We start from the raw sequence: 24,090 nt of genomic DNA on the forward strand, positions 1-24,090 counted from the left end.
TCTTCCTGAAGATCTTCGACATCAGCCGTCGGGACTATGACCGGAACCCTGCATCACACAGAAAATGTGACTGAGCCGATTTTCTTTTCTCTTGGTAAAAACATTTGACCACCTTTCCTTGCTGTTCTGTAGATATTATACCTAGTTTCAGCAGTTATTTACAAATCAGTTAATTGCACTTTAACCAATGAACTTAGTGCAATCAATGGTAAATATATCACATTTGTCAAATTTATCCCCCCTCTTTTTGTGCACATTACCCTATATTTCGTTTGTTTTATTTACTTTTCAAATTTCCGGTTACGTTTATCCTACACTGTTTCTGTGTTTTTGTATCTCTGCCTATACTTTTTCACTTAGTTGGTGCAATTTATCAAATATTCTTTTCTTCGGAAACGTCTATAATAATAGACAGCACAATAATCTTTTATAATCAGGAGGATTTACACATGATTATTTTTGAATTTTATAACCCCACAAAAGTTATTTTTGGAAAAGGTGTTGAAGCAGAAGCCGGTAAGGTCATCAAGGAAATGGGCGGGCACAAAGTACTTGTACATTTCGGCGGCGATTATCTTCAGAAAAGCGGTACTTTAGACCGTATCCACCAGGGACTTACTGAGGCCGGTCTGGAATATGTAGATTTGGGCGGAGTTGTTCCGAATCCAAGACTTGGACTAGTAAAAGAAGGGATCCGGCTTTGTAAAGAGGAAGGAGTTGACTTTCTGCTTCCGATCGGCGGCGGAAGCGCAATCGACTCTGCCAAAGGAATCGGTTACGGCCTTGCAAATGATTTTGAACTGGAAGACCTTCTGCTGGGCAAAACTGCCACCGACAAAATTGCACCTATCGGATGTATCTCAACAATCGCAGCAACCGGTTCTGAGACAAGCAACTCCATGGTAATCACCATCGAAGACGGCATGCTCAAGCGTTCTTACAACCATGACTGCGCCCGTCCTAAATTTGCGATCATGAACCCGGAACTTACATATACACTTCCTGCATATCAGACATCCAGCGGTGCTTCTGATATTATGATGCATACTATGGAGCGGTATTTTACAAACACAAAAGATGTCGACCTGATCGACCGTATGGCAGAAGGACTTCTTGTATCTGTTCGTGAAGCTGCCCTGACTGCTGTAAAAGACCCTGAAAACTATGAAGCTCGCGCAACCCTGATGTGGGCCGGAAGTCTTTCTCACAATGGACTGACCGGAACCGGACGTGTATCCGACTTTGCATCTCACAAAATCGAACATGAGCTGGGCGGTATGTTTGATGTTGCTCACGGCGCAGGCCTCTGTGCCGTCTGGGGGAGCTGGGCAAGATACGTATATAAGACAAATCCGGCAAGATTCGCACAGTTTGCAGTCCGTGTATTTGATGCAGCACAGAACTTCTATGATACAGAGGCAACTGCCCTCAAAGGTATTGAAGCCTGGGAAAACTGGTGCCGCTCTATCGGAATGCCGACCAGTCTCCGTGAACTGGGTGTAACTCCCACAGATGCACAAATTGAAGAAATGGCCGAAAAATGCGTTGCCACAGGCGGCGGACACGTTGGCTTCTTCCAGACCTTATATAAGGAGGATGTCATTAAAATTTTCCAAATGGCCCGTTAAATCCTTTTTTATCATCCTGCAAAAAACCAAGGGGCTGTCGGGAAATGAATGATTCATACTATATATTGCCGCCTGACTTTATAGTCTGCCTCAATATGCAGCTTATGAATCTCATTTCCCGACAGCCCCTGAATGCTGCCGCGCCTCCTGCAACGCTCACGTCCCCCTTGGAATTGAGACTTGTATGGTGTATATATCTGCCTCACTCAGCACATACAGTTCTCCACCATGGATTTCTACCATTTTTTCCACGCTTTTGAGTCCGATCCGGTTGCTGTCGGTTTCATTTACTTCCTTTTTGACTGTATTTATAAGGGTTGTTTTGAGCTGCTGTTTTTCTGTTTTGAAGGTGAGCCTGACAGGGTTTTTCTTGTCCCCGTATTTTAAGATGTTCGAAAACAGATTGTTGAATATTCTTTTTAAAATTACGATATCACCCTTCATGAACCCCTGGCTTTCTTCGATATTTACTTCTGCTTCAAATCCGGCCAGACGCAGGAAGTCCAGGTTCTCCTGCAGAATTTCCTGCAGATCCTGTACCGGGACTTTTTCCATATTGACCGCTTCTGTTTCTTCAAACACCAGCGCATATTCGAACATTTTATCTGTCATCTCTTTGATATCGCTTGTTTTCTGCAGGCATCTTGCCAGGTACTCTTCTTCCATTGACTTGGGTATCTTCTTTAACTGGAGTACTTCCAGATATCCGTTAATAATCGTCAGCGGGGTTCTGAGGTCGTGGGATATGGCTGTGATCAGATCCTGATTTGCCTTTCGGCTTTCTTCCTCCTGACGGATATTCTCATCCAGCGCAGTGCGGAGTTTGTCCAGTTCTTCTGCCAGTATCCCGATCTCATCTTCTCCACAGTCAGGTACCGGATGCTTTAGATTGCCGGACGCCATCTGCAGCACCTCATCCTTCAGGCAGAGAACGTCCTTCATCCTCCGGTTAATAAAAAACAGATTTATTGTCAGGAACGCACCTACGCTGATCAGCACACTGAACAGAAGGTATGGGTACACCATTTTCATGGCGTGATAGGAATAAATCATCACGCTGTATTTCCCATTGCGGAACTCCATCGGCCTCTGATCGTGGTTCTCAATCTCCCCTGATGTGATTTTGTATCCTGCATCCAGCAGGCTGCCGTATACCATCCGTTCGGTTATCTCCGGGTATGCTCCTGCCCTGAAAAGCCCGTCTCCGCCGATTTCGTAAACATATATACCCGTATACTCATCCTTAGGAGCAAAGAACGACTTGAATTCGGCCTGCGCCTCCTTATTTTCCTCCCGATCCGGAACATCGTAGTATTTTGCATTTGCTTCCAGTTCCTCAATCAGCGCATTCTCATCCCATGTGATCGAAGGGAATCTGCACAGGAACTTCCATACATTTCCCATATTAGACCAGATCCCCCAAAACAGGGAAAGACTTGCAATCGCAGCTGCCAACATAAGTATTGAAAGCTTCGTCCGTATTTTCCAGCTTTTTACTGCGGTCTTTATCTTCTTAATCACAGCGGTACCCCTTCCCCCATATGGTTTTGATCAAAACGGGATTCCTGGCATCCTTTTCAATCTTTTTCCGCAGATTTCTGATATGGACCATGATCGTATTATTGGCGCCGTAATAGTAAGGCTCATCCCAGACAGCCTCATACAGTCTTTCCGCCGAAAATATCTGGTGCCGGTACTTTATCAGTAAATGGAGCATGGCATATTCCGTGTCCGTCAGTTCAATCTCCCGGCCTTCCGCATACACCGTCTCCTGCTCCTCATCTATCTCAAGATAATGAAAGTGCAGGCGCTTTTTTTCCTGGCTTCCTTCCTCGCTGTTCCTATCCTCTGCGGCAGAATCAGGATCTTCCTTGCCTTTATATATCTGATAGCGTCTGATCAGGGCTTTGGCACGGCTGACCAGTTCATTATAGGAAAACGGTTTTACCAGATAATCATCCCCTCCGCTGGAAAATCCCAGAGTTTTGTCGCTCTCCTGTCCCTTCGCGCTTAAAAACAAAATCGGCGCGTTGCTCTGCTTCCGGATCTCCAGACAAGTCTGGTATCCGTTCATGCCCGGCATCATGATATCCAGAATAATCAGGTCAAACATCTTAAGCCCCAGCATTTCCAGGGCCTTTGTTCCATTCTTTGCTTCTTCTATGTCATATCCTTCCCCTTGAAGCAAGATTCTGATAATCTCACGAATCTCCGGGTTATCGTCTACGATTAAAATTCTGGCTGTTTCCATTTTTACCAACCCCCTTGTTTCCAATATCATTATACATGATTTCAGAAAAAATATAGTTACTCTTAAGAATTCTTCAGATTCAGTTTGGGAATTCTTTAAGAAACGGGTTGTATAATCCACTAATGTAAACAATATTCTGTAACCGCTCATAAAAAGGAGAGAGTATGACAAACAAAAATTATTTCTTCCCCGCACTGCTGGCCGGGCTCTTCATAATGCTGGTGATTCTGACCATTCCGGGGGGATATTTCTATGGATCTTATACAGACTGGCTGAGCCAGCATGTCCGGCTTGCTGAGACAATCCGCGGCGCCTGCCTGGAACAGGGGACATTGGTGCCGGCTTTTCTGCCGCTAGGGGGCGGGAGTAATGGATATCAGTTTTCTTACTATGGATACCTGAGGCCGGACATTCTGATCGGATGTCTGTTTCCTTTTGTTCCTATGGTATATTTTCTGATCGGCTATATGCTGGCAGGATATTTCTGTTCCGTTATGCTCTGCTATTGCTGGCTGCTAAAACACACGCAGGATAAGGGGTCTGCCTTTCTTGGCAGCCTGTTTTTCCTGACTGCCGCATGTTTTTTTCAGACCCATCGGCAGATCATGTTTGTAAATTATATGCCCTTTTTGATGCTGGCACTTTTGTGCATTAAGAAAAAACGTTTTCAGTTTCTTCCGCTATGCATGCTGCTGATTTACCTTAACAGTTTTTATTACTCCATAGCCTGCCTCGCGGTCATTGGCTGGTACTGGATGCGTGAGGAGGGAACGGAATTCTGGAAACATGGATTGCTTCGATATTTAAAATCAGCCTTTCTTTCCATCGGTATGGCGGCTCTTCTGCTTATACCGACTGCATTGGTCATTCTGGAACACAAACGCGCTTCTGAGAATCTGAATCTAATGGAGAAACTTGGGGCAAATGCCGATATGCACGGACTCCTGTACAGTCCTTACGGAATGGGGCTGACCGCAATATGCCTTTACCTGCTGCTTTTGGGGCTCTGCCATAAAAAGTACCGGACTGAGAGTATTATGCTGCTCTTTGTTTCCTTCTGCGGAGCCGCTGCATGGATATTGAACGGGACACTGTATGCCCGTGCAAAGATTCTGATTCCATTTGTACCGCTCGTTGTACTGCAATGCGCAAAACTTTTAAATGAACTGCGCATGGAAAAAATTACCTGGAAGCTTTGGCCCTGTTTGATTGCCGCTTCATGCTTGTTCTTTTTCCGTTCAAAGAATACATTTCCATGGATAGCTGCTGACCTTGGAATCCTCCTACTTGTTGTACTGGTCAGCAAAATAAAGGTGAAAGAACCCCTACTGAAGTACAGGTATGTGACCAGCCGGGTTCTGCTATGCTTCATGCCTTGTATGCTGTTTTACCAGACCATGCAGAAGGAACAGTTTGTAAAGAAAGAAGATGTATTCACAGACAACTCTGTGCTGGACAGCAGCCCGGTGTATGGCGGATCTCCTCTCTACAGATACGACACACTGACTGACGTACTCAATACCGGCAATCTTGCGGTAAACGGCAGGCAGCAGAAAAGTGCCATGTACTCCTCTATTTCTAATGAGGGATACTCTGACTTTTATTATGATACGCTGCTGTCCCCCGTTCAGATTAATAACAGGCTGGCGATCCTGCCCTCTTCCAATCCGTTTTTACTGAATTTCCTCGGGGTGCGTTATCTTGAGACCTTTCAGGATCAAGTGCCTGCCGGATATCAAATCGTGAAAGCTGCAGGCACTGAAAAAAACACGGCCGGCAAAAGCCTTCCTGTTCTGGCTGAAAATGAGAATGTGCTGCCTGTTGCTTATACGACCAGTTCTCTCATGAGTCAGTCACAGTATGAAAAACTGAACAAATACGACCGACTTGATGCCATAACCCGATATACCATTGTTCCTGGGAACGATACTGCCGATCAGCCTGCTGACGCAGCGGAATCTAATATGAAGATTTATGAGCCTTCCTTTGAAGATCTTCAGCTGCCAGACACAATTCAGGCTGAAAAAACGGACGAGGGGTGGCTTCTGAATGTAAAGAAAGAAACCACAGCTGCGCTCAAACTGAGCCAGTCTTTGAAAGAACAGATTCTGCTGCTGGATTTTGAAGTTGAGAATCAGGGACAGCACGCGGTTGTCATTGATATAAACCATATGAGAAATAAGCTGTCCGGTCCGGGCGCCCCTTACCCCAACGGAAACAATACTTTCCATTACCAGTTTACCAGTCCTTCTCAAGAGGGACTTCACACGCTTACTATTACATTTTCCAAAGGAAAATATCTGATAAAGCATATAAACTGGCATACCTATGACGTACAAAACCTCGCGGAAAAACAGTATACGGAGGTTGAAGAACAGGCGCCACGATCCGGTGAAATATTATCCTGCAGGGCATCTCTTGATGAGGACGGCTTTTTTGTAACCTCCATTCCTGTACAAAGGGGTATGGAAATCCTGGTTGACGGGAAAAATGTTCCTATCCTTACTTTGAACCAAGCATTTGCAGGTGTTCATCTGACAAGAGGAGTTCATGAAATCAGCGTCCGGTTCCATGCGCCGGGACAGCTGGCCGGATTTATTATTACGACTGGCAGCTTTCTGATTTATCTTCTTTATGCACTCCGGGCTCCTAGGCTTGCGCTTCTCGGGATGCTGAAAACCAAAAAGGAACTTGTACTCTATTGCTTAAGCGGCGGTGTAACAACATTTGTAAATTATTTAATTTACTATGCGCTTTTAAAAATATCTGTGGGGTACCTTGCAGCTAATACATTGGCCTGGGGAGGAGCTGTTATCACGGCGTATCTGTTGAACCGCAGACTGGTGTTCCACTCGCAGAAACAGATCCTGCAGGAATTCTCTTCCTTTGTTTGTTTAAGGTTCCTGACGCTTCTGGTGGAAAATGCCCTGCTCTGGCTGACAGCAGGCGCCCTGGGCATACCGCCTCTGCCTTCTAAGATCATAGTAAGCGTAATCACTATATTATGGAATTATGTGCTGTGTAAGTATAAGATTTTCCAAAAGGAGGAAATGAACCATGGATAAAATCAGCATTATCGTTCCCTGCTATAATGAAGAACAGGTGCTTTCCATGTTCTATCAGGAAATAGACAAGGCAGTCCGCGGCATAGAGACTGCAGAGTGTGAATTCATTTTTATTGATGACGGAAGCAGGGACCACACACCCGAAATACTGCAAAGCCTGGTTTATCGGGATAAACGCTGCAAATACCTGTCGTTCTCCCGGAATTTTGGCAAGGAGGCCGCTATGTATGCCGGTCTGCAGCATGCTTCCGGCGATTACTGCGTATTTATGGATGCGGATCTCCAGCACCCGCCCTCGCTTCTCAGGGAAATGTACAGGGTACTGAAAAATGAGGGCTATGACTGCTGTGCCGGATTCCGGGAAGACCGTGAGGGAGAAGGGCGGGTCAGAAGCTTTCTTTCCCGCAGATTCTATAAAATCGTTAACAAAATCTGTGATATGAACATGAGTGACGGGGCCGGGGATTACCGCATGATGAACCGTGCGATGGCCGACTCCATCCTGGAATTCAAGGAATATAACCGATATATGAAAGGAATCTTTTCATTTATCGGTTTTGATACCAAATGGATTCCATTCCGCAACGTGGAACGTGCCGCGGGAAACAGCAAATGGAGCTTTAGAAGCCTGTTCAGGTATGCCCTGGACGGAATATTCTCCTTCTCAACCGCCCCGATTACGCTTGCCGGAACAACCGGCAGCCTCCTGCTGGCTGCCGCCCTGCTGCTCGGAATTGCCGTGGCTGTACGGACGTTTATCTTAGGCTATGCAGCCAGCGGAATCCTGCTTGTGGTGCTGCTCATCTTGGGATTGAACGGGATACAGCTGCTTTTTATATCCGTATTGGGGCAGTATATCTCAAAAGATTACATGGAAACAAAAAAGCGGCCTCTATATATTGTAAAGAGAGAAGAAGGGTTTCGATAGTTCAAAGGGGTCTGTCCCCTTTGCAGAGGGGTCAGACCCCTCCGCAAAAGGGTCAGACCCCTTTTAGCAGATTTCGGCACCGGCCGGCATGTCTTTCTCTGGTGTCATCAGTGCGAGGCAGCCATCTGCGTCTTCTGCGCAGAGCAGCATTCCCTCTGACAGTACTCCGGCCAGCTTTGCTGGTTTCAGGTTGACAAGCACCATGACTTTCTTGCCTACCATCTCTTCCGGTTTGTAGTATGCCTTGATTCCCGATACGATCTGTTTTACCTGGCTTCCGACTTTTACCTGGGAACAGAGCAGTTTTTTGGATTTTTTTACTTCTTCACAGGCAATAATTTCTCCGACCTGGAACTGCATTTTTCCGAAATCTTCGAATGTAATTTCTGGTTTTGCCTCTATGTCAATGACGGTTTCTTCCGCATCTTTTGCCCCGGTCTCTGCCACAGGCGGATGGAGTTCTTCTACTTTTTTCAGTACCTCTTCCAGATCAAGCCTCTGAAACAAAATTTCCGGTTTATCTGTGACATGGCCCCCGTTCAATTGTTCCAGAATCTTCTTGCTGGTGGACGGCATGAAGGATTCCAGAAGTACGGCTCCTGCGGATATTCCCTGAATCAGGTTCCACAGTACGGTTTCCAGCCTGTCTTTTTTGGCCCCGTCTTTTGCAAGAACCCAGGGCATGGTCTCGTCAATGTATTTGTTGCAGCGTTTGAATAAGTTGAAGATTTCCGTAATGGCATCTGCTACGCGCAGTCCCTCCATCTTAGATTCCACTGCCTTTGACGTCCCCTCCATGACCGCTTTCAGGTCTGCATCCACATCCTCCGCAGCGCCTTTATCGCATACCGTTCCCCCAAAGTATTTATTGGTCATGGACACGGTTCGGTTTACCAGGTTGCCCAGGGTGTTTGCGAGGTCCGAATTCAGACGTTCTACCATCAGTTCCCAGGAGATGATGCCGTCGTTCTCGAAAGGCATTTCGTGGAGTACAAAATAACGCACGGCGTCCACGCCGAAGAAATCAACCAATTCATCCGCATACAGCACATTTCCCTTGGATTTGCTCATCTTACCGTCGCCCTGCAGCAGCCACGGATGCCCGAAAATCTGCTTCGGCAGCGGAAGATCCAGCGCCATCAGGAATATCGGCCAATATATCGTATGAAAACGGATAATATCCTTACCGATCAGGTGAAGATCTGCCGGCCAGTCTTTTTTAAATTGTTCTGTATTGTTTCCGTCGCAGTCATACCCAATACCTGTGATATAGTTCGTGAGCGCATCCAGCCATACATATACCACATGCTTGGGATCGAATTCCACAGGAATTCCCCATTTAAATGATGTCCTGGATACGCACAGATCCTGCAGGCCGGGCAGAAGGAAATTGTTCATCATTTCGTTTTTACGGGACACTGGCTGGATAAACTCCGGATGTGTATTAATATGCTCGATCAGACGGTCCGCGTATTTGCTCATTTTAAAGAAATACGCCTCCTCCTGTGCAGGCTGAACCTCGCGCCCGCAGTCTGGGCATTTTCCATCCACAAGCTGGGACTCTGTAAAGAAGGACTCGCACGGAGTGCAGTACATGCCCTCGTAATGCCCTTTATAAATATCACCCTGGTCGTACAGCTTTTTGAAAATCTTCTGCACCTGTTTTTCGTGTTCTTCGTCAGTAGTGCGGATAAATTTGTCATAGGATGTATCCATCAGATCCCAGATTCTTCTGATATCACCTGCCACATTGTCCACGAATTCCTTAGGGGTGATCCCAGCCTCGTCTGCCTTCAGCTCGATTTTCTGACCGTGTTCATCTGTACCTGTCTGGAAGAACACATCATACCCCTGGCTTCTTTTGTACCTTGCAATCGCATCTGCAAGGACGATTTCATAGGTGTTCCCAATATGCGGTTTGCCGGATGTATAGGCAATCGCTGTTGTAATGTAATACTTTTGTTTTTCTGACATGATTCTCTCTCCTTTAAGAACGCCGCCCTGTCCGTGGAAGGGACGCCCCGATTTCACTGTTGACCTGTACCAAAACGCTTTAGACTGGTACTCTTATAACACAAAAAACCGCCCTCTTAATTAATATTAAGAAGACGGATCCTATCCGTGTTACCACTTCCAATTCACCCTGACCTCACGGACAGAGCCTCAGTAAGTGCCAGCCAGCACTCCTTCGCTGTAAAGGGCGAACCCATCGCAGCCTTGCACAGAACCTCCGGCGGCATACTTAAATACTTAAGAATTCCTCAGACTGCCTCACGTCTGTTCTCTGTTCGGTGCGCCGCTCAGAAGCCATCTTCATCTGCCCTTCATTCATCCCTCTCAGCGTTCGTTCCTATGTTGAGGAACTGTGGGAATTCTCTGTGGAATGTCCTGCGGACTACTCTCTCCGTCACTGCGTTTTTCATTTCTGTTTGGTCTGTTAAAAAGCGTATCACAGCAATTTGCGAATGTCAAGGGTATGACTTTATAAATTCTAAAGATCCCTTCATAAAGTTTAAATGATTCTTTTACAAACTATTAATGCTGATATCACAATTTTGTCACATTTTTTGTTTAAATTATAATCATACAAAGCAGAGATGCTTTTTCAGATAAATTTTCTTTTTCATACCTTTCTCCGCCGGAGCTCACAGCCCCGGCTTTTTTATGATATTAGGAAACTCCATCTAAGGCTCGATCAGGTATCCTTTTCTTCGGAGCATATCTTCTATCATGTCCAGGGTCTCTTCATTATCCGCCTCCACTTTATGATAGTGATAGTTCGATGTTATATTCTTGAGCGGACTGGATTTTCCGCTCCTGATGTCTTCCATAAACTCCATGACTTTTCTTCTGGAATTGATGTTAAGTTCCGCCTCCATGTGCCCGTATACCCGATGATTAATCATAACATTGACGACCCGGCCGCCCAGATCTACGATGGAACACAGCTCATTTTCCAGGTCATCGTCCGTATGGTTCACTTTAAACACCCGGCCGGCGGACTTCGGCGCATTCAGAATATATCCCCTGTTTGTGGAAATGATATCGTGTCCGGCTGCGCGGATCAGGGCGATATCCTGCACGATAACCTGACGGCTCACTTCATATTCCTGTGCCAGTGTCTTGCCGGATACCGGTATGGCACTGTTTTTTATATGGCTCACTATAGCATTTCTGCGTTCAGAACCTGTCATCATGAGATGCTTTCACCTGCCTTTCTGTCTGTCCGGATTTATACTGCATGAAGATTCTTCATCGATATATCCAGGATCGGCGCGGAATGTGTCAGCGCCCCGCTGGAAACATAGTCTACGCCGAGCGCGGTAATTCTGTCGATGTTCTCCTTTGTCACATTTCCGGAACACTCTGTTTCGGCCCTGTGGTCTATGATGCGGATAGCTTCCTGCATCTCCTCTGTCGTCATATTGTCCAGCATAATGATGTCTGCACCGGCCTCAACCGCTTCTTTTACCATATCCAGGTTCTCAACCTCAACCTCGATCTTCCTCACAAATGGTGCATAGTCCTTCGCCATCTGCACGGCCTTCGCCACGCTGCCCGCTGCGCCGATGTGATTATCTTTTAGTAAAACACCGTCTGACAGATTATATCTGTGATTATATCCACCGCCGACCCGCACAGCGTATTTTTCAAAAATCCGCATATTAGGCGTGGTCTTTCTTGTATCCAGTAATTTTGTCTTCGTTCCTTCCAGGAGTGCCGCTACGGAATGCGTATAGGTTGCAATTCCACTCATTCTCTGCAGATAATTCAGCGCCACCCGCTCGCCTGATAAGAGCACCCGGATATCCCCTGTTACTTTTCCCATGAGCTGGCCTTTCATGACCTGATCGCCGTCTTTGCAGTAAAACTCTGCCATAACCTGACTGTCCAGCAGCTCGAATACCCGTTTAAATACATGGAGTCCGGCGATGATTCCGTCTTCTTTACAGATCAGCTCTACCTCACCTTTCACGGCTTCTTTCATCACTGCATTGGTGGTAACATCCTCACTGGAAATGTCCTCCTTTAGCGCCTCTAAAATCAGGTGGTCAGCCTGTAATGTCATTGTAATATCATTCATTTGTCCTGTTCTCCCTTCTATTTACTGATTTTTTAATCCGGTCCACCACAAACGTTCCATTTAAGGCAGGTCTGTGCCATTTTCCCGCTGTTCACGCCGTTTCTTCCTTTTGGGTTTCTGTCCCATACAGTTCTTTGACCTTTCCAGCCGCCCGCTTTGCGAATACCAGGCTCTCCAACAGGGAATTGCTGGCCAGACGATTGGCGCCGTGGACGCCGTTGCAGCTAGTTTCTCCCACGGCAAACAGGCTGTCCATGGATGTCTGGCTGTCGGAATCCACCCAGATACCGCCCATGAAATAGTGCTGGGCAGGAACCACCGGAATGTATTCCCTGGTTACATCATAGCCTTCTTCCAGACAGTGCCGGCAGATATTTGGGAAATGGCTCATGATGGTTTCTTTATCAATATGTTCCATCGAAAGCCATACATAATCTGTTCCATCCTTTTCCATCTGTTCGTGAATCGCTTTTGTCACAACATCGCGTGGAAGGAGTTCATTTACAAAACGCTCCCCTTTTTTATTGTAAAGGACGGCCCCCTCTCCTCTTACTGACTCGGAAATCAAAAATCTTCTGCCCGGTTTCCGTGAATACAGCGTGGTGGGATGAATCTGCACATAGTCCAGATGTTCCAGACGGATGCCGTGTTTTTTCGAGATTTCTATGGCATCCCCTGTTAAATGAGGATAATTAGTGGAATGTTTATAATTTCCCCCGATTCCCCCGCTTGCCAGGACCGTAAAATCCGCGCGGATCTCTATCTTGCCGTCTGCCTCCGACTCTGCCAGAACCCCGGTGCATATTCCGTTTTCTTCTATAATATCGGTCATGGTTGTATATTCCAAAATAGTGACATTCTTAAGCTTCTTAACCTGGGCAAGAAGCTTACCCGTAATCTCTTGTCCGGTAATGTCCGCATGATACAGGATTCTGGGAGTGGAATGCGCGCCCTCCCGCGTATAGGCGAAACCGTCTTTGCTTCGCTCAAACTCCACTCCATATCTAACCAGGTCTTCTATGATTTCCCGGGAGCTCCGTATCATAATATCCACGGACTCCCTGCGGTTCTCGTAATGCCCTGCCTTCATTGTATCTTCAAAATAACTGTCGTAATCATCCTCGTCCCGGAGAACGCAGATACCGCCCTGGGCCAGGAAAGAATCACTGCTCTCCACATCCGATTTGGTGAGCATCAGGATCTGCTTATCCCGCGGCAGATTCAACGCACAGAATAATCCTGCCACACCAGTACCAACAATTACGACTTCTGTTTTCATTTCCATAACAGCCCCACAGCCTTTCCTATTTCGCCAACTCCAGCATCCTTTCCAGTGGTTTTCTGGAATTCTCTCTCCGTTCATCCGATACCCGGACCTCATTTTCTCCGGTCTTCAGTACATGCAGTATTTTTCCCAGTGTAATCGTCTTCATATCCTCACATACAGGCTCGGTCTCCGTAAAATAAAACTTTTTTTCCGGATAATCATTCTCCAGCTTGTGACGGACACCATTTTCTGTGCAGATAATAAATTCTCTGCTGTTGCTTTTGCCCGCATAGTCGATGATCCCGGTGGTGCTGCCTATGTAGTCAGAAAGCTCCAGCACTGCCTTGGGACACTCCGGATGGGATAGAACCTCCGCCTCCGGATACATCTTCTTCGCTTTTCTGATCTCCGCAACACTCATTTTTTCATGAACCGGACAGTAGCCCTCGTTGTAAACAAAATTCTTTTCCGGAACCTGCTCAGCCACAAAATGGGCCAGATTTCTGTCCGGGATAAAAAAGATATTTTTATTGGGCAGGGCCTTCACTATTTTAACCGCATTTGCCGACGTCACACAGACATCCGAATGCTCTTTGAGTTCTGCAGTGGAATTAATATAACACACCACAGCCAAATCCTCGTATTGCTCCCGTATTTTCCTAATCGTGTCAGTATCCGCCATATGCGCCATTGCACAGTCCGCCGAAGCATCCGGCATCAACACCGTCTTCCCAGGATTCAGCACCTTGGCGCTTTCTCCCATAAAAGAAACCCCGCAGAACACAATCGTCTGCTCCGTAAGCTCTACTGCAACCTTGCTTAAATAAAAAGAATCCCCTATGTAGTCCGCAATGTCCTGCACCTCCGGATTCACATAATAGTGAGCCAGAATCACAGCATTCTTTTCCTTCTTCAACTTGTTAATCTCATCGGCTATTGTCATCTTTTTCACACCTCTCCCGCCCCTTGGGGCTTATGTATTCCTTTGCAGAAAAACTTCTGCGGTAAATTCTCATCATTATAGCACATAAGTTTACAGGTGACAAGACAGTAAAGGGGTCTGACCCCTTTGCCTTCCGTTTTCCATCAATTCTGAATCTTTATTTTGCCGGCAAATTTGCAAATTCTATTATACGCCCACTAATTAAGGGGTTTCCTAAACCACTTTGTATTTTCTCTTTATATAACGCAAAAAGATGCCGGAAAATTCCCGCATCTTTTTGCTATTTTCTGACTATGGAGTCCAAAAGGGTCAGACCCCTTTAAACCTCTTCTCCCAATACAACAGGTACCGACTTATACCCCACACCCATTCTGTCAATTCCCATATCGATCAGCTGAAGAAAGTGTTCTCTCGTCCGTATGCATCCGCTTCCTTTTACTTTTGCCTTTCCGTTCACTTCTTCCATAATCACTTTGATAATTTCCGGTGTAGCTCCATGGGCTTCAAAACCGGTGAGAAAACCGGTACTGGTTTTTACGAAGTCTGCCCCCGCATCCATACAGCAGTGGCACCCCCGTCTTACCTGCTCCTCATTTAAGGCATCTGTTTCCAGGATAACCTTGATTTCTCTTCCGTATTTGTGTGCCGCCTCTGCGCACTTTTTCAAGTCTTCGGTAACTTTATCGTATAATCCTGCTTTAATCCATCCGAAGTTTGCTACGATATCCACTTCTTTTACAGTATCGTATTTTGCTACATTTTCGATCTGCTGTACACGGGATTCTGTGGAGCTTGTTCCAAATGGAAAATCTGTTACCGGGCAGAGCATGGTGTCTGTCCCTTTTACGTATGGTTCACACAGTTCCATATATCCTGGATTAATGCAGATTGTTGCACATCCCAGTTTTACTCCATCCTTTGTCAGCTCAATGATCTCTTCCTCAGTGAATTCCGGCTTTAAGACCGAATAATCAATGTATGCGGCCAGCTCTCTGGTTGTCATGTCACACGCCTTTTTATCAGGTTTCATTTTGTCTCCTCCTATTGTCTTTTTATGATTTATTATCAACTCTTATTTAGAGTTAATTTCATTTTAATATTACTCTTACTTATCTGAATACAGATTTTAAACCAAAGCCCATTCTGTAAATGAATCCAAACACGAGCAGGATTACCTGCCACCCAGCTTATTTCTGCTTAGCCAGAAAGCTTGTAACTTCCTGCAGTGAGGGTGAACCTTTTGTACCGCCCCGCTTTGTCGCAGCCAAAGCACCGGCGGCATTCGCAAAGCTTAGGATCTGCGGAAAATCTTCCGGAACGATCTTGTCAATGCCGCCTTTTATCTTAATTTGATAGAGCAGTCCGGCAAAGAAACAGTCTCCTGCCCCTGTCGTGTCCACGGCCTCTATCGGATAAGATTCAATCAGGCCGGACCTGCCATCCATATAGTAATAAGCCCCTTTCTCCCCCAGCGTTATAATAACGATTCTGCATCCATATCCCGAGAGCATCTCCGCGGCCCTGTCCCAGCTTTCGGCGCCTGCCAGCAGACAGGCCTCCTCCTCCGAGGATTTATAAAGCGTTACATAGGGCAGCGTCTCCCGCATAATCCGTATCATGTCTTCTTCACTTTTCCAGAGATTGTATCTGTAATTTACATCCAATACGATAGGTATCTTCTTGTCGTACACCGCGCGCAAAAACCGCCAGGTTGCAGAACGCACAGGCTCATCCGTCATACACATTCCCGAAAAAGCAGCCATGGAAGATGCCACAGCCTTTTCTATCGGCAGTTCCTCTTCCCGGAGCCAGATATCCGCACCGAACCGCCGGGAGAAACTGAAGCTTCTCTCCCCGTCTTTATCCAGCGTCACAAATGCCTGGGTCGTAAAATGCATCGGATCCATAACACATCCGTCCATACTGACCCCATAGCCCGCCATCTTTTCCCGGATCAGACGGCCCATACAGTCCTCGCCGATCTTCCCCACAAACATCGTATTCAGTCCCAGTTTACTTCCGGCCGTCAGCAGATTCGCCACCGTCCCCCCCACCTCACATTGGTAAACTGGCGCCTCGGAAGTATACTGAGGCGCCGGGATAAAATCAATCAGGGCATCCCCGATTGCACATAAATCAAACATACTGCCACCTTGCCCTTAATTTGTTGCAAATGTCATCAGTGTCTCTTCCGAACATTCATCAATATCAAACAGTCCTGTCTGCCGTCCTTCGTTCATCACCATAATCCGGTCGCATGTGCCCAGCAGCTCCGGCAGTTCCGACGAAACCATAAGAATCGAAAGCCCATTTTCAATCAGCTGGTTTAGTATCTCATATATCTCTTCCTTCGCCCCCACATCCACACCTCTGGTCGGCTCGTCAACCAGCAGAATCTTGCAGTCCGCGGCAATCCATTTGGACAATACCACCTTCTGCTGGTTGCCGCCGCTCATAAAATTGGTAATTGTATGAGCGGAACCGGGCCGGATGTGGAACGTCTCAATATACTTTCTGGTGACTTCCGCCTCCTTTGCCGGCGTCAGCCTGCCGAAGCGGTTCTTATACTTTCTCAGCGCAGGCACGGTCATATTAAAAATCATATTCTGCTGCAGCATCAGCCCTTCCGCCTTGCGCTCCTCAGGAACAATTCCCAGCCCGGCCAGAATGCCTTCTTTCACATTTTTAAACTTCACCGGCCTGCCTTCCAGCTCCACGGTACCCTCATCTATGGGATCCGCCCCGATGACTGCCCTCAGAATCTCCGAGCGCCCGGCTCCTGCCAGGCCTGCAATCCCCAGAATCTCTCCCTTATGCAGGTCAAAATTAATATTCTCTATAACCCCTTTCCGGGTCAGTCCTTTGACCGAAAGCACCACCTCGCCGATATTCCGCGTTCTTTTTGGATAAATATCCTTCACATCCCGGCCGACCATCCTGCTGACCAGGATCTCTGTCGTATATTGCTCCACAGGTCCGCTTTCTACCATTTTCCCGTCTTTCATAATCGTCAGGCTCGTGCAGAGTTCAAAAATCTCCTTCAGCCGATGTGATATATAGATAAATGTGACCCCCTCCGACGCCAGCCGCTTCACAATATCAAACAATCCCTCCAGCTCACTGTCGCCCAAAACCGCGGTCGGCTCATCCAACACGACAATCTTGGCATTGCGGGACATCGCCTTGGCAATCTCTACCATCTGTCTCTTTGCAACGCTCAGATCTTCCACCACCGCCCGGGCATCCAGCTCCAGCTTCAATTCATCCAGGACCGCCTTCGCATCCCGCTCCATTTTCTTATAATCGATCTTTCCTAAGCCTGTTTTAGGGTACCTGCCCAGAAAAATATTCTCGGCTACAGTACGGTGAGGCAGCAGCATCAGCTCCTGATAAATAACCGCAATTCCCCTCTCAATCATCTTCGCAGGCGATGTATTCTCAATCTTTTCCCCGTCCAGCAGAATCTCCCCGCTGTCGAGAGAATAAGCCCCCGATAAAATCTTCATCAGGGTAGACTTTCCGGCTCCGTTCTCGCCGACCAGCGCATGGATCTCACCCTTTTCAACAGAAATTGATATATCATCCAGCGCCTTCACTCCCGGAAAGCTTTTAGAAATATGGTTCATTTTGAGCATCCCTGCCACCTCCTGTGCCTGTTTACAGTCCTTTACCTATCCAGTCTTTTACATTATCCTTATCCACAATTGTTGTATCCAGTTCCCAGCGGGTTTCCACTCCGTCGCCCTCCAGAATCTCATATGCAGCCTGCATTCCTTCCGGTGCACAGTATGGATATACAACAGTGAAGAACATATTGCCATCCTCAATCTCTGAAAATGCAACCTCCGTACCATCCATTCCGACGAGCAGGATGCCTTCATCCTCCCGGCCTGCCGCACGCAGCGATTCCAGCGCGCCCAGTGCCATCTCATCATTGTGGCAGTAGATGGCGTCGATCTCACCAGGTCCGAATCTCTGAAGAGTATCATCCATAAATGCCATTGCATCTTCACGGAGGTAGTCACAGTATTGGGTTGCAATTACTTCCATGTCTGGATATTCCTTCTCCAGCTGCTCTGCAAAGCCATCGTGACGGTCAATTGTCGCAGATGCGCCTGCCGTACCCTGAATTTCCACGATCTTTCCCTTCTTGTCCAGAGCCTCAGCCAGCTTATCTGCAGAAGCCACGCCCATCGGCTTGTTCTCTGCTCCGATAAAACAGGTAACGTCACATTCCACATTTCTGTCCAGCGTAACAACCGGGATGCCCTGCTCCATTGCCTTCTCACAAACAGGCGTCAGCGCATCTGAGGTGAGCGGAGAAATCAGCAGCAGATCGATGCCGCGGGCCAGAAGGTCTTCCACATCCTGCACCTGCGTTGCGGAATCGTTCTGTCCGTCCGTTGTAATACATTCAAATTCCGGATAATTTTCCTCCGCATATTTTACATTTTCATCTACCATGGCCACACGGAATGGGTGGTTCATTGTTCCCTGCGATACACCGATCACATACTTCTTATCACCGCTGTCGGAAGCTTTATCCGTATCTTCTGTCTTTGCCTCCCCGTTCGTAGCCTTCGTCTCTTTGGAGGCTCCATTGCTGCACCCCGCCGCCATGGTCGCTGCCATTGCCATACATAACATTACACTGAAAATCTTCTTTTTCATTCACCGTTCCTCCTCTTATAATTCTTGAATTTGATATGTACTAAAGCACTTATGTGCTGTTAGCCTTTATCCGCACTGCTCCCTCTATCTAAAGAGCCGCTGTTTCTGTCTAAACAAACTCTTTAGTCCTATACTGCTGTTCTATATTTAAACTGCCGTTACTTATCTGTTCTTCTTGGTCCTTCGCTCCAGCAAGACCGCAAGAATAATAATGACACCCTGGATTACCTTTTGAATAAATGGAGAAATGCCCATCAGGTTCAGGATATTGTTGATTACAGAGATCAGACACGCGCCAATCAGTGTGCCCACTACACTTCCGCTGCCTCCAGCCGTACTTGCACCGCCAATGTAAACCATAGCCAGGGCATCCAGTTCATAACCCTCGCCCGCTTCCGGCTGTCCGATGCCAAGCCTTGAGATAAAGATAATAGCGGATAACGCAGAAAGAAAACCAGTGATTACAAAGCACAGCGTCTCTACCTTCTTCGTGTTGATCCCACACAGCCTTGCCGCCTCGCGGCTGTCCCCCAACGCGTAAACGCTCCGTCCAAATTCCGTATACTTTAACACATAAAATGCTACCACAAATACCGCTAGAAATATGTACACCGGCACCGGAATCCCCAGGATGCTGCCCTGTCCCAGAAAGGAAAAATCTATACCGGAATCCCTCCAGTTCTGCGGAGAGCCATTCGCGATATACCTTGCAACACCGCGCAGAGCCGTCATGGTACCCAGCGTCATAATGAACGGGGCCAGTTTTCCTACAGTAACGCCGATCCCGTTGATCAGTCCCAGAACTATTCCGATCAGAAGGCTTGCTGCTATGGTAACAACCGGATGAATCCCTTTCTGCATCATAATCGCGGCAGATACAGCCACCACGCCCACAGTGGAACCCACAGACAGATCAACGCCTCCGGTCAGTACGACAAATGTCATCCCCATTGCAATAATTCCGTTCAAAGAAACCGAGCGCACCACATTGACCATATTCGCCGGTCTCAGAAAATTTGGGGAAATAATAGCTGCAATGATACAAATTAAAATTAACGCCCACAAAATTCCCATTGCCTTTAAATTTTTAAGAAGCGTGCCATTTCCGCTTACGTTCGATACCTTACCTTTCCCCATAACTAACCTCCTGTTTATTTGTCTCAAATGTATGATACATTTAATATATATTATTCATTTAATATTGTCAATAATTTTGTAAAATTATACTGAAAACTAACATATTGCACAAAAATACTACTTTTATTTTTGTTATATTTACGATGTACTTTATTTTAGGTTGTTTATGATAATTGTCCTTTATGCTATAATAAATTGGCATTTATTTTTGTTAAAGCAACGTGATATTCTGTTATTTTATTTAGGAGGTTTATTAATGAGCAGTACGCTTTCGGAGATGAGTTTGGAAGATTTATGGGAATTGTTCCCTATTTTTTTAGAACCTCATCAGGCAGTATGGAAGGAATGGTACGAGGAGGAGACAAGCCTTCTTATGGGGATTCTGCCGCATCGTGAGACAATGCGGATCAGCCATATTGGAAGTACCTCTGTTTGTACGATTTGGGCCAAGCCTATTGTGGATATTTTGATAGAAGTGCCGGATGATTCTGATATGGAGCTTATAAATTCCATATTAGAAGACAATGGTTATCTATGCATGTCCCGGGGAAACCGCAGAATTTCTTTTAATAAAGGTTACACGGAAAATGGATTTGCTGAAAGGGTATTTCATCTGCATTTGAGATATATTGGGGATCATGACGAATTGTATTTCAGGGATTATCTGATTGAAAATCCGGATATTGCTCATGAATATGAGCGGCTGAAGCTGAGGCTCTGGAAGGAGTTTGAACATGACAGGGATAGTTATACGGACTCGAAGTCGGATTTTGTTGCCAAGTATACGCAGATAGCGAAGGAGACGTATGGGGAAATTTAAAGCGTTCATTCATCATAAAATATAATTTCTTGCCAGAGCTAAAGCCATTGTCAGCCAAAAACTAACAATGGCTTATATTATTAATTATACTTCTTTTTTTGGCTGAAAGCGCTGCCCGCAGAAAGTATACTCTGGAGCTATTTTCCCCCATTCTCCTGGTATAGGGCAGGCTTCTTGGTTTTTAAGCGTCCCCCCTCCGTAATCTCCCGATACTTCAACGCATAATACAATGCCCAGTCCTGATCATTCGCCCAGGGATCATAGTAATGCCCTTTTCTCCCATTCACCCTTTCCGGAAAGACCATGGCACAGGATGCACAGCCGTCTGCAAAGAACAGGTTCAGGCATCCCCGCAGCGATGCCGAAGCCTGCGCATCCATGCAGTGGTTCCCGGTAACCGCTCCGTATCTGGCATACTCCACCCCTGTCAGCGCGCTCCAGTAATGCGGAAATGTATCCCCATACATCCTGTTTTTCCCAAACCAATACCCGTCCCAGTGCCGGATCGCGTTTTCGAAAAGATGGTAATCCGGCTGTCTTCCGTTAAACAATGATAATATGCGTAATTGCCTTTCTGCTTCTCTTAAATACTCTTCCTTCCCGGTTATCTGGTATCCCTGAAGAAGGCATGACACCGCCGGGGCAACGATACTCTGTTCATAAGAAACCTCCGATGCCGGATAGTACACTCCGTTATTGCAAATATGATCCGCATGCACCTTGGCATAATGTGCCATTACTTCCGCCTCCCCGGACAAACCTGCTTTCAGCAGCTCTTCCCGGAGTTCATAAACCGGGATTCCGATTGCATAAAATTCGGTTCCCCGCTGTTCATAATACCGCTTCATAACCTGATAAGCATCCTCCAGATACTCCTGTTTCTTCCAAAGCCGGAACAGCTCAAGCTGAAAAACCGCCATCCAGGGATAGTTATACATCCTGTGCCAATCCAGATTATAGGAAATATCGTTGTATACAATCCCCTCACCTCTGCGGTACAACTCTCTGTAGACATATGTTACATAATCCTTCAGACTGTTTTCCAGATCCCCGTCCCGGCGGCGCTGCAGCCATAAGGCCATCAAAGCCCCCATAGCCAGGCGTTCCCTCCCCCCGTTATGGTCATCCGCAGTATGATCGTAATAGCGGCAGTCTTCCTCCCTGTCATAAATCAGATATGCCCCGTCCAGAGAAGTACTGCTGCCGTGAAACTGCTGTTTCTCAGCCAGGAATTTGCACCTCCTGTCCACCATATCCTCAAGTCCGGCAGCGCAATACAATAACGCAAAGGTTTCTTTGCCATACATGTTTATTCGAAACCGGTATTCCCCTTCTTGTTCTGCCGGATATTCCGCCGATATCCAGAGAACCTCCTTCTCTTTCTTTATAGCAAAAGGAATTTCCCTGGCTCCCAGCATAATTTTGATTGCCCCTGGATCAGCCTCCCCCTTTACCGCGGCTTTAAAACACATAGTCTCACCGGTAAAATACGTACTCCGCTCTAAAAATACTACGGGGAAATGCGGCACCTCCAGTAGCTCACTGTAAAACCTCTCCCTCGTGTCAAACCAGAAAAGTTCCCATTGAACCACCGCCTCCTCCCCCGGTTCGATACAGCCGATTACAGGGTGGAGAATAAAGTCCCCCCTGTCGTCACTCCTCTGATTCAGATCCCGTTCGATACTGTATGACCCAATATTCCCCTGCAGGAGCTTTAACCCCAGGTTTGCTCCCTCCCCGGACATTCGAAGCGCCATAACATAGGCCGCATGATTTCCACAGAACAGGTGCGTATGGCATTTATAAGCAAGGCACTTCTCCGCCTCTTCGTAGCTGTCATTAAAGGTAGTGCAGATCCCGGTATCCGTCTTTTGCAGAAAAACGGGAAATTCGGAGACATTCTGAAACCGGTAGGTTTCCTTTAAGTTCCCGGCCTCCGTAAATTCCCTGGACACCTCGGCTTGTATGCCATCCGGGCATATTACCTCCCCCCACAGCCTGCCGCCTTCGATCCAGTTCATTCCCGCTTGATCGTCTTTATGTCCTAAAAATGTCAGATAGCCTCCTTCATTTTCCTTTGTCACAAATGCCTGATTCCATTTTCTGTGATCCGTTTTTATTTTCATACGTTTCCCCTTTCACCAAAACACTTATGCATGACTTCCTCAGCCATCAAAATCCCACCTTCTGTATTGGGATGCACGCCGTCTCCCAGATGCAGCCCTTCCGCCATACGGCATGGATTTACACGGTCTGCAACCGCTCTGTCAAAATCCACAAACCCGTTCGCTAACCTCTGCTCCCGAATCCATTGATTACATTCCTGCCGGATATTCTCACATTGGTACGGCCATGCTGCATCTCTGCTCTGGAACGGAGGCAGCGTCCCTATGTAAACCTGCCTTGCTGTTTTTTTCAGCAGGAAGATCAACTGTGACAGGCCCTGAATCAATTCGCCGGAGGTCACAGCCTCCTCCAGCCGATTCTCACCATATGGCTGCAGTATGTCATTTATCCCTTCGAGTATGACCGCAATATCCGTACATCCTCTGTATTGGCCTTCTGCCCGTCCGATGCCGGATCGTCCCATTTCTCTGCCATTTCCCGCAAAACGTTCCACCTCCATTGCGTCGCGCAAGACCCGGTTCCCGCATATTCCTCCGTTGATAACCGATACCTTTCCCGGATACTTTCTATAGAGCCGTTCCGCCAGTGCATCCGAATAAAATGACATATGAGTAAGGGAGTCGCCGAAGAGAAGAATTTCCCGCACATTGCTGTCAGTCAATACCTGGATTTCCGTGAAACCGAATATGATTTGAGGTTTTATTGCTTCTTCCTTCACAAATGGAAATATCTCTTCCAGTTCCCTCCCGGCGCTGCTTTCCCCTTCCGGTTGGCGCCTCCTGTACCACGCAGACCATCCCCCTGCCGAAAATGTAGTACAGACAGAGCCGATTTCGAGCACTTCACCAACAAAGATATCAACCATAATCTCATTTCCGGCCTGAACAGGCAGGTTCACAGCATCACTATAAAATTCTTCACCCGCATGAATGGTTATCTCTGCTCTCCCCTGATACGTAACCGCCTGCTCTCTCCGTCCGTCTGAAATCCTGACCGCCTGAAAATGAAGCGGCGTATTTCCATAACGATTTGAAAATCTGACTCTTACGCGATTTCCTGAGAGATTATTTTTTGCATACATCCTGCAAGCCGTTTCTTCTATCCGCCCGATCGTTTTTCCATAGTCAATGGGCTCATACCCCCAGCTGGTTTTCCATTTCATCCTGCAG

18 protein-coding genes are annotated in these 24,090 nt (G+C 46.9%); 4 read left to right on the plus strand and 14 right to left on the minus strand.

Features of this window, described 5'->3' with window-relative positions; genetic code table 11:
- Window positions 1-449 precede the first annotated feature (449 nt).
- On the plus strand, window positions 450-1,628 hold the full coding sequence (locus GKG43_RS00005) for an iron-containing alcohol dehydrogenase (protein WP_129878281.1): 1,179 nt from the start codon (window positions 450-452) through the stop codon (window positions 1,626-1,628).
- A 156-nt stretch (window positions 1,629-1,784) separates the two neighbouring features.
- Here the strand turns inward: GKG43_RS00005 and GKG43_RS00010 are convergent, their stop codons facing one another.
- Window positions 1,785-3,149, minus strand: coding sequence for a HAMP domain-containing sensor histidine kinase (locus GKG43_RS00010; RefSeq protein WP_243125789.1), 1,365 nt, complete (start codon window positions 3,147-3,149; stop codon window positions 1,785-1,787).
- On the minus strand, window positions 3,142-3,879 hold the full coding sequence (locus GKG43_RS00015) for a response regulator transcription factor (RefSeq protein WP_055154616.1): 738 nt from the start codon (window positions 3,877-3,879) through the stop codon (window positions 3,142-3,144). The genes GKG43_RS00010 and GKG43_RS00015 overlap by 8 nt, the downstream gene beginning before the upstream one ends.
- A gap of 164 nt (window positions 3,880-4,043) precedes the next feature.
- Here GKG43_RS00015 and GKG43_RS00020 point away from each other — a divergent pair, with 164 nt between their 5' ends.
- Window positions 4,044-6,944, plus strand: coding sequence for a YfhO family protein (locus GKG43_RS00020; RefSeq protein ID WP_129878282.1), 2,901 nt, complete (start codon window positions 4,044-4,046; stop codon window positions 6,942-6,944).
- Window positions 6,937-7,872, plus strand: a complete 936-nt coding sequence (locus GKG43_RS00025; protein WP_129878283.1) for a glycosyltransferase family 2 protein — start codon at window positions 6,937-6,939, stop codon at window positions 7,870-7,872. Before GKG43_RS00020 ends, GKG43_RS00025 begins: the two co-directional genes overlap by 8 nt.
- Window positions 7,873-7,935: 63 nt before the next feature.
- On the opposite strand, the gene metG is transcribed toward GKG43_RS00025, so the two are convergent.
- The 10 genes from metG to GKG43_RS00075 form a co-directional block, all read right to left on the minus strand.
- Window positions 7,936-9,846, minus strand: a complete 1,911-nt coding sequence (gene metG, locus GKG43_RS00030) for a methionine--tRNA ligase (protein WP_129878284.1) — start codon at window positions 9,844-9,846, stop codon at window positions 7,936-7,938.
- A 710-nt stretch (window positions 9,847-10,556) separates the two neighbouring features.
- On the minus strand, window positions 10,557-11,069 hold the full coding sequence (locus GKG43_RS00035) for a transcription repressor NadR (RefSeq protein WP_330377729.1): 513 nt from the start codon (window positions 11,067-11,069) through the stop codon (window positions 10,557-10,559).
- Window positions 11,070-11,104: 35 nt separating this feature from the next.
- Window positions 11,105-11,956, minus strand: a complete 852-nt coding sequence (gene nadC, locus GKG43_RS00040) for a carboxylating nicotinate-nucleotide diphosphorylase (RefSeq protein WP_050639368.1) — start codon at window positions 11,954-11,956, stop codon at window positions 11,105-11,107.
- A 91-nt stretch (window positions 11,957-12,047) separates the two neighbouring features.
- The gene (locus tag GKG43_RS00045; protein ID WP_050639367.1) at window positions 12,048-13,241 is read right to left on the minus strand and encodes an L-aspartate oxidase; all 1,194 of its coding nucleotides are present in this window, start codon (window positions 13,239-13,241) and stop codon (window positions 12,048-12,050) included.
- Window positions 13,242-13,260: 19 nt separating this feature from the next.
- Complete coding sequence (gene nadA / locus GKG43_RS00050) at window positions 13,261-14,166, minus strand: quinolinate synthase NadA (protein WP_055154612.1); 906 nt, start codon at window positions 14,164-14,166, stop codon at window positions 13,261-13,263.
- 319 nt (window positions 14,167-14,485) lie between these two features.
- The gene (gene deoC / locus GKG43_RS00055; RefSeq protein WP_050639365.1) at window positions 14,486-15,196 is read right to left on the minus strand and encodes a deoxyribose-phosphate aldolase; all 711 of its coding nucleotides are present in this window, start codon (window positions 15,194-15,196) and stop codon (window positions 14,486-14,488) included.
- Window positions 15,197-15,353: 157 nt separating this feature from the next.
- The gene (locus tag GKG43_RS00060; protein ID WP_055154611.1) at window positions 15,354-16,310 is read right to left on the minus strand and encodes a carbohydrate kinase; all 957 of its coding nucleotides are present in this window, start codon (window positions 16,308-16,310) and stop codon (window positions 15,354-15,356) included.
- A 15-nt stretch (window positions 16,311-16,325) separates the two neighbouring features.
- Entirely contained in the window at window positions 16,326-17,801 is a 1,476-nt protein-coding gene (locus tag GKG43_RS00065; RefSeq protein ID WP_050639363.1) for a sugar ABC transporter ATP-binding protein, read from the minus strand.
- 22 nt (window positions 17,802-17,823) lie between these two features.
- The gene (locus tag GKG43_RS00070) at window positions 17,824-18,837 is read right to left on the minus strand and encodes a substrate-binding domain-containing protein (protein ID WP_242843800.1); all 1,014 of its coding nucleotides are present in this window, start codon (window positions 18,835-18,837) and stop codon (window positions 17,824-17,826) included.
- Window positions 18,838-18,999: 162 nt separating this feature from the next.
- Window positions 19,000-19,974: an ABC transporter permease gene (locus tag GKG43_RS00075; RefSeq protein WP_050639362.1), complete on the minus strand. Its 975-nt coding sequence runs from the start codon at window positions 19,972-19,974 to the stop codon at window positions 19,000-19,002.
- Window positions 19,975-20,230: 256 nt separating this feature from the next.
- Between GKG43_RS00075 and GKG43_RS00080 the strand changes: the two genes are divergently transcribed.
- A complete protein-coding gene (locus GKG43_RS00080) occupies window positions 20,231-20,794 on the plus strand; it encodes a GrpB family protein (RefSeq protein WP_050639361.1) in 564 nt (187 codons plus the stop codon).
- Between the two features lie 137 nt (window positions 20,795-20,931).
- Here the strand turns inward: GKG43_RS00080 and GKG43_RS00085 are convergent, their stop codons facing one another.
- Window positions 20,932-22,920, minus strand: a complete 1,989-nt coding sequence (locus tag GKG43_RS00085; RefSeq protein WP_055154610.1) for a hypothetical protein — start codon at window positions 22,918-22,920, stop codon at window positions 20,932-20,934.
- A complete protein-coding gene (locus GKG43_RS00090) occupies window positions 22,917-24,083 on the minus strand; it encodes a GDSL-type esterase/lipase family protein (protein ID WP_055154609.1) in 1,167 nt (388 codons plus the stop codon). The genes GKG43_RS00085 and GKG43_RS00090 overlap by 4 nt, the downstream gene beginning before the upstream one ends.
- Window positions 24,084-24,090 lie beyond the last annotated feature (7 nt).

This window comes from Eubacterium sp. BIOML-A2 (assembly GCF_009680135.1).
GTDB classification, from domain to species: domain Bacteria; phylum Bacillota; class Clostridia; order Lachnospirales; family Lachnospiraceae; genus Faecalicatena; species Faecalicatena contortus_B.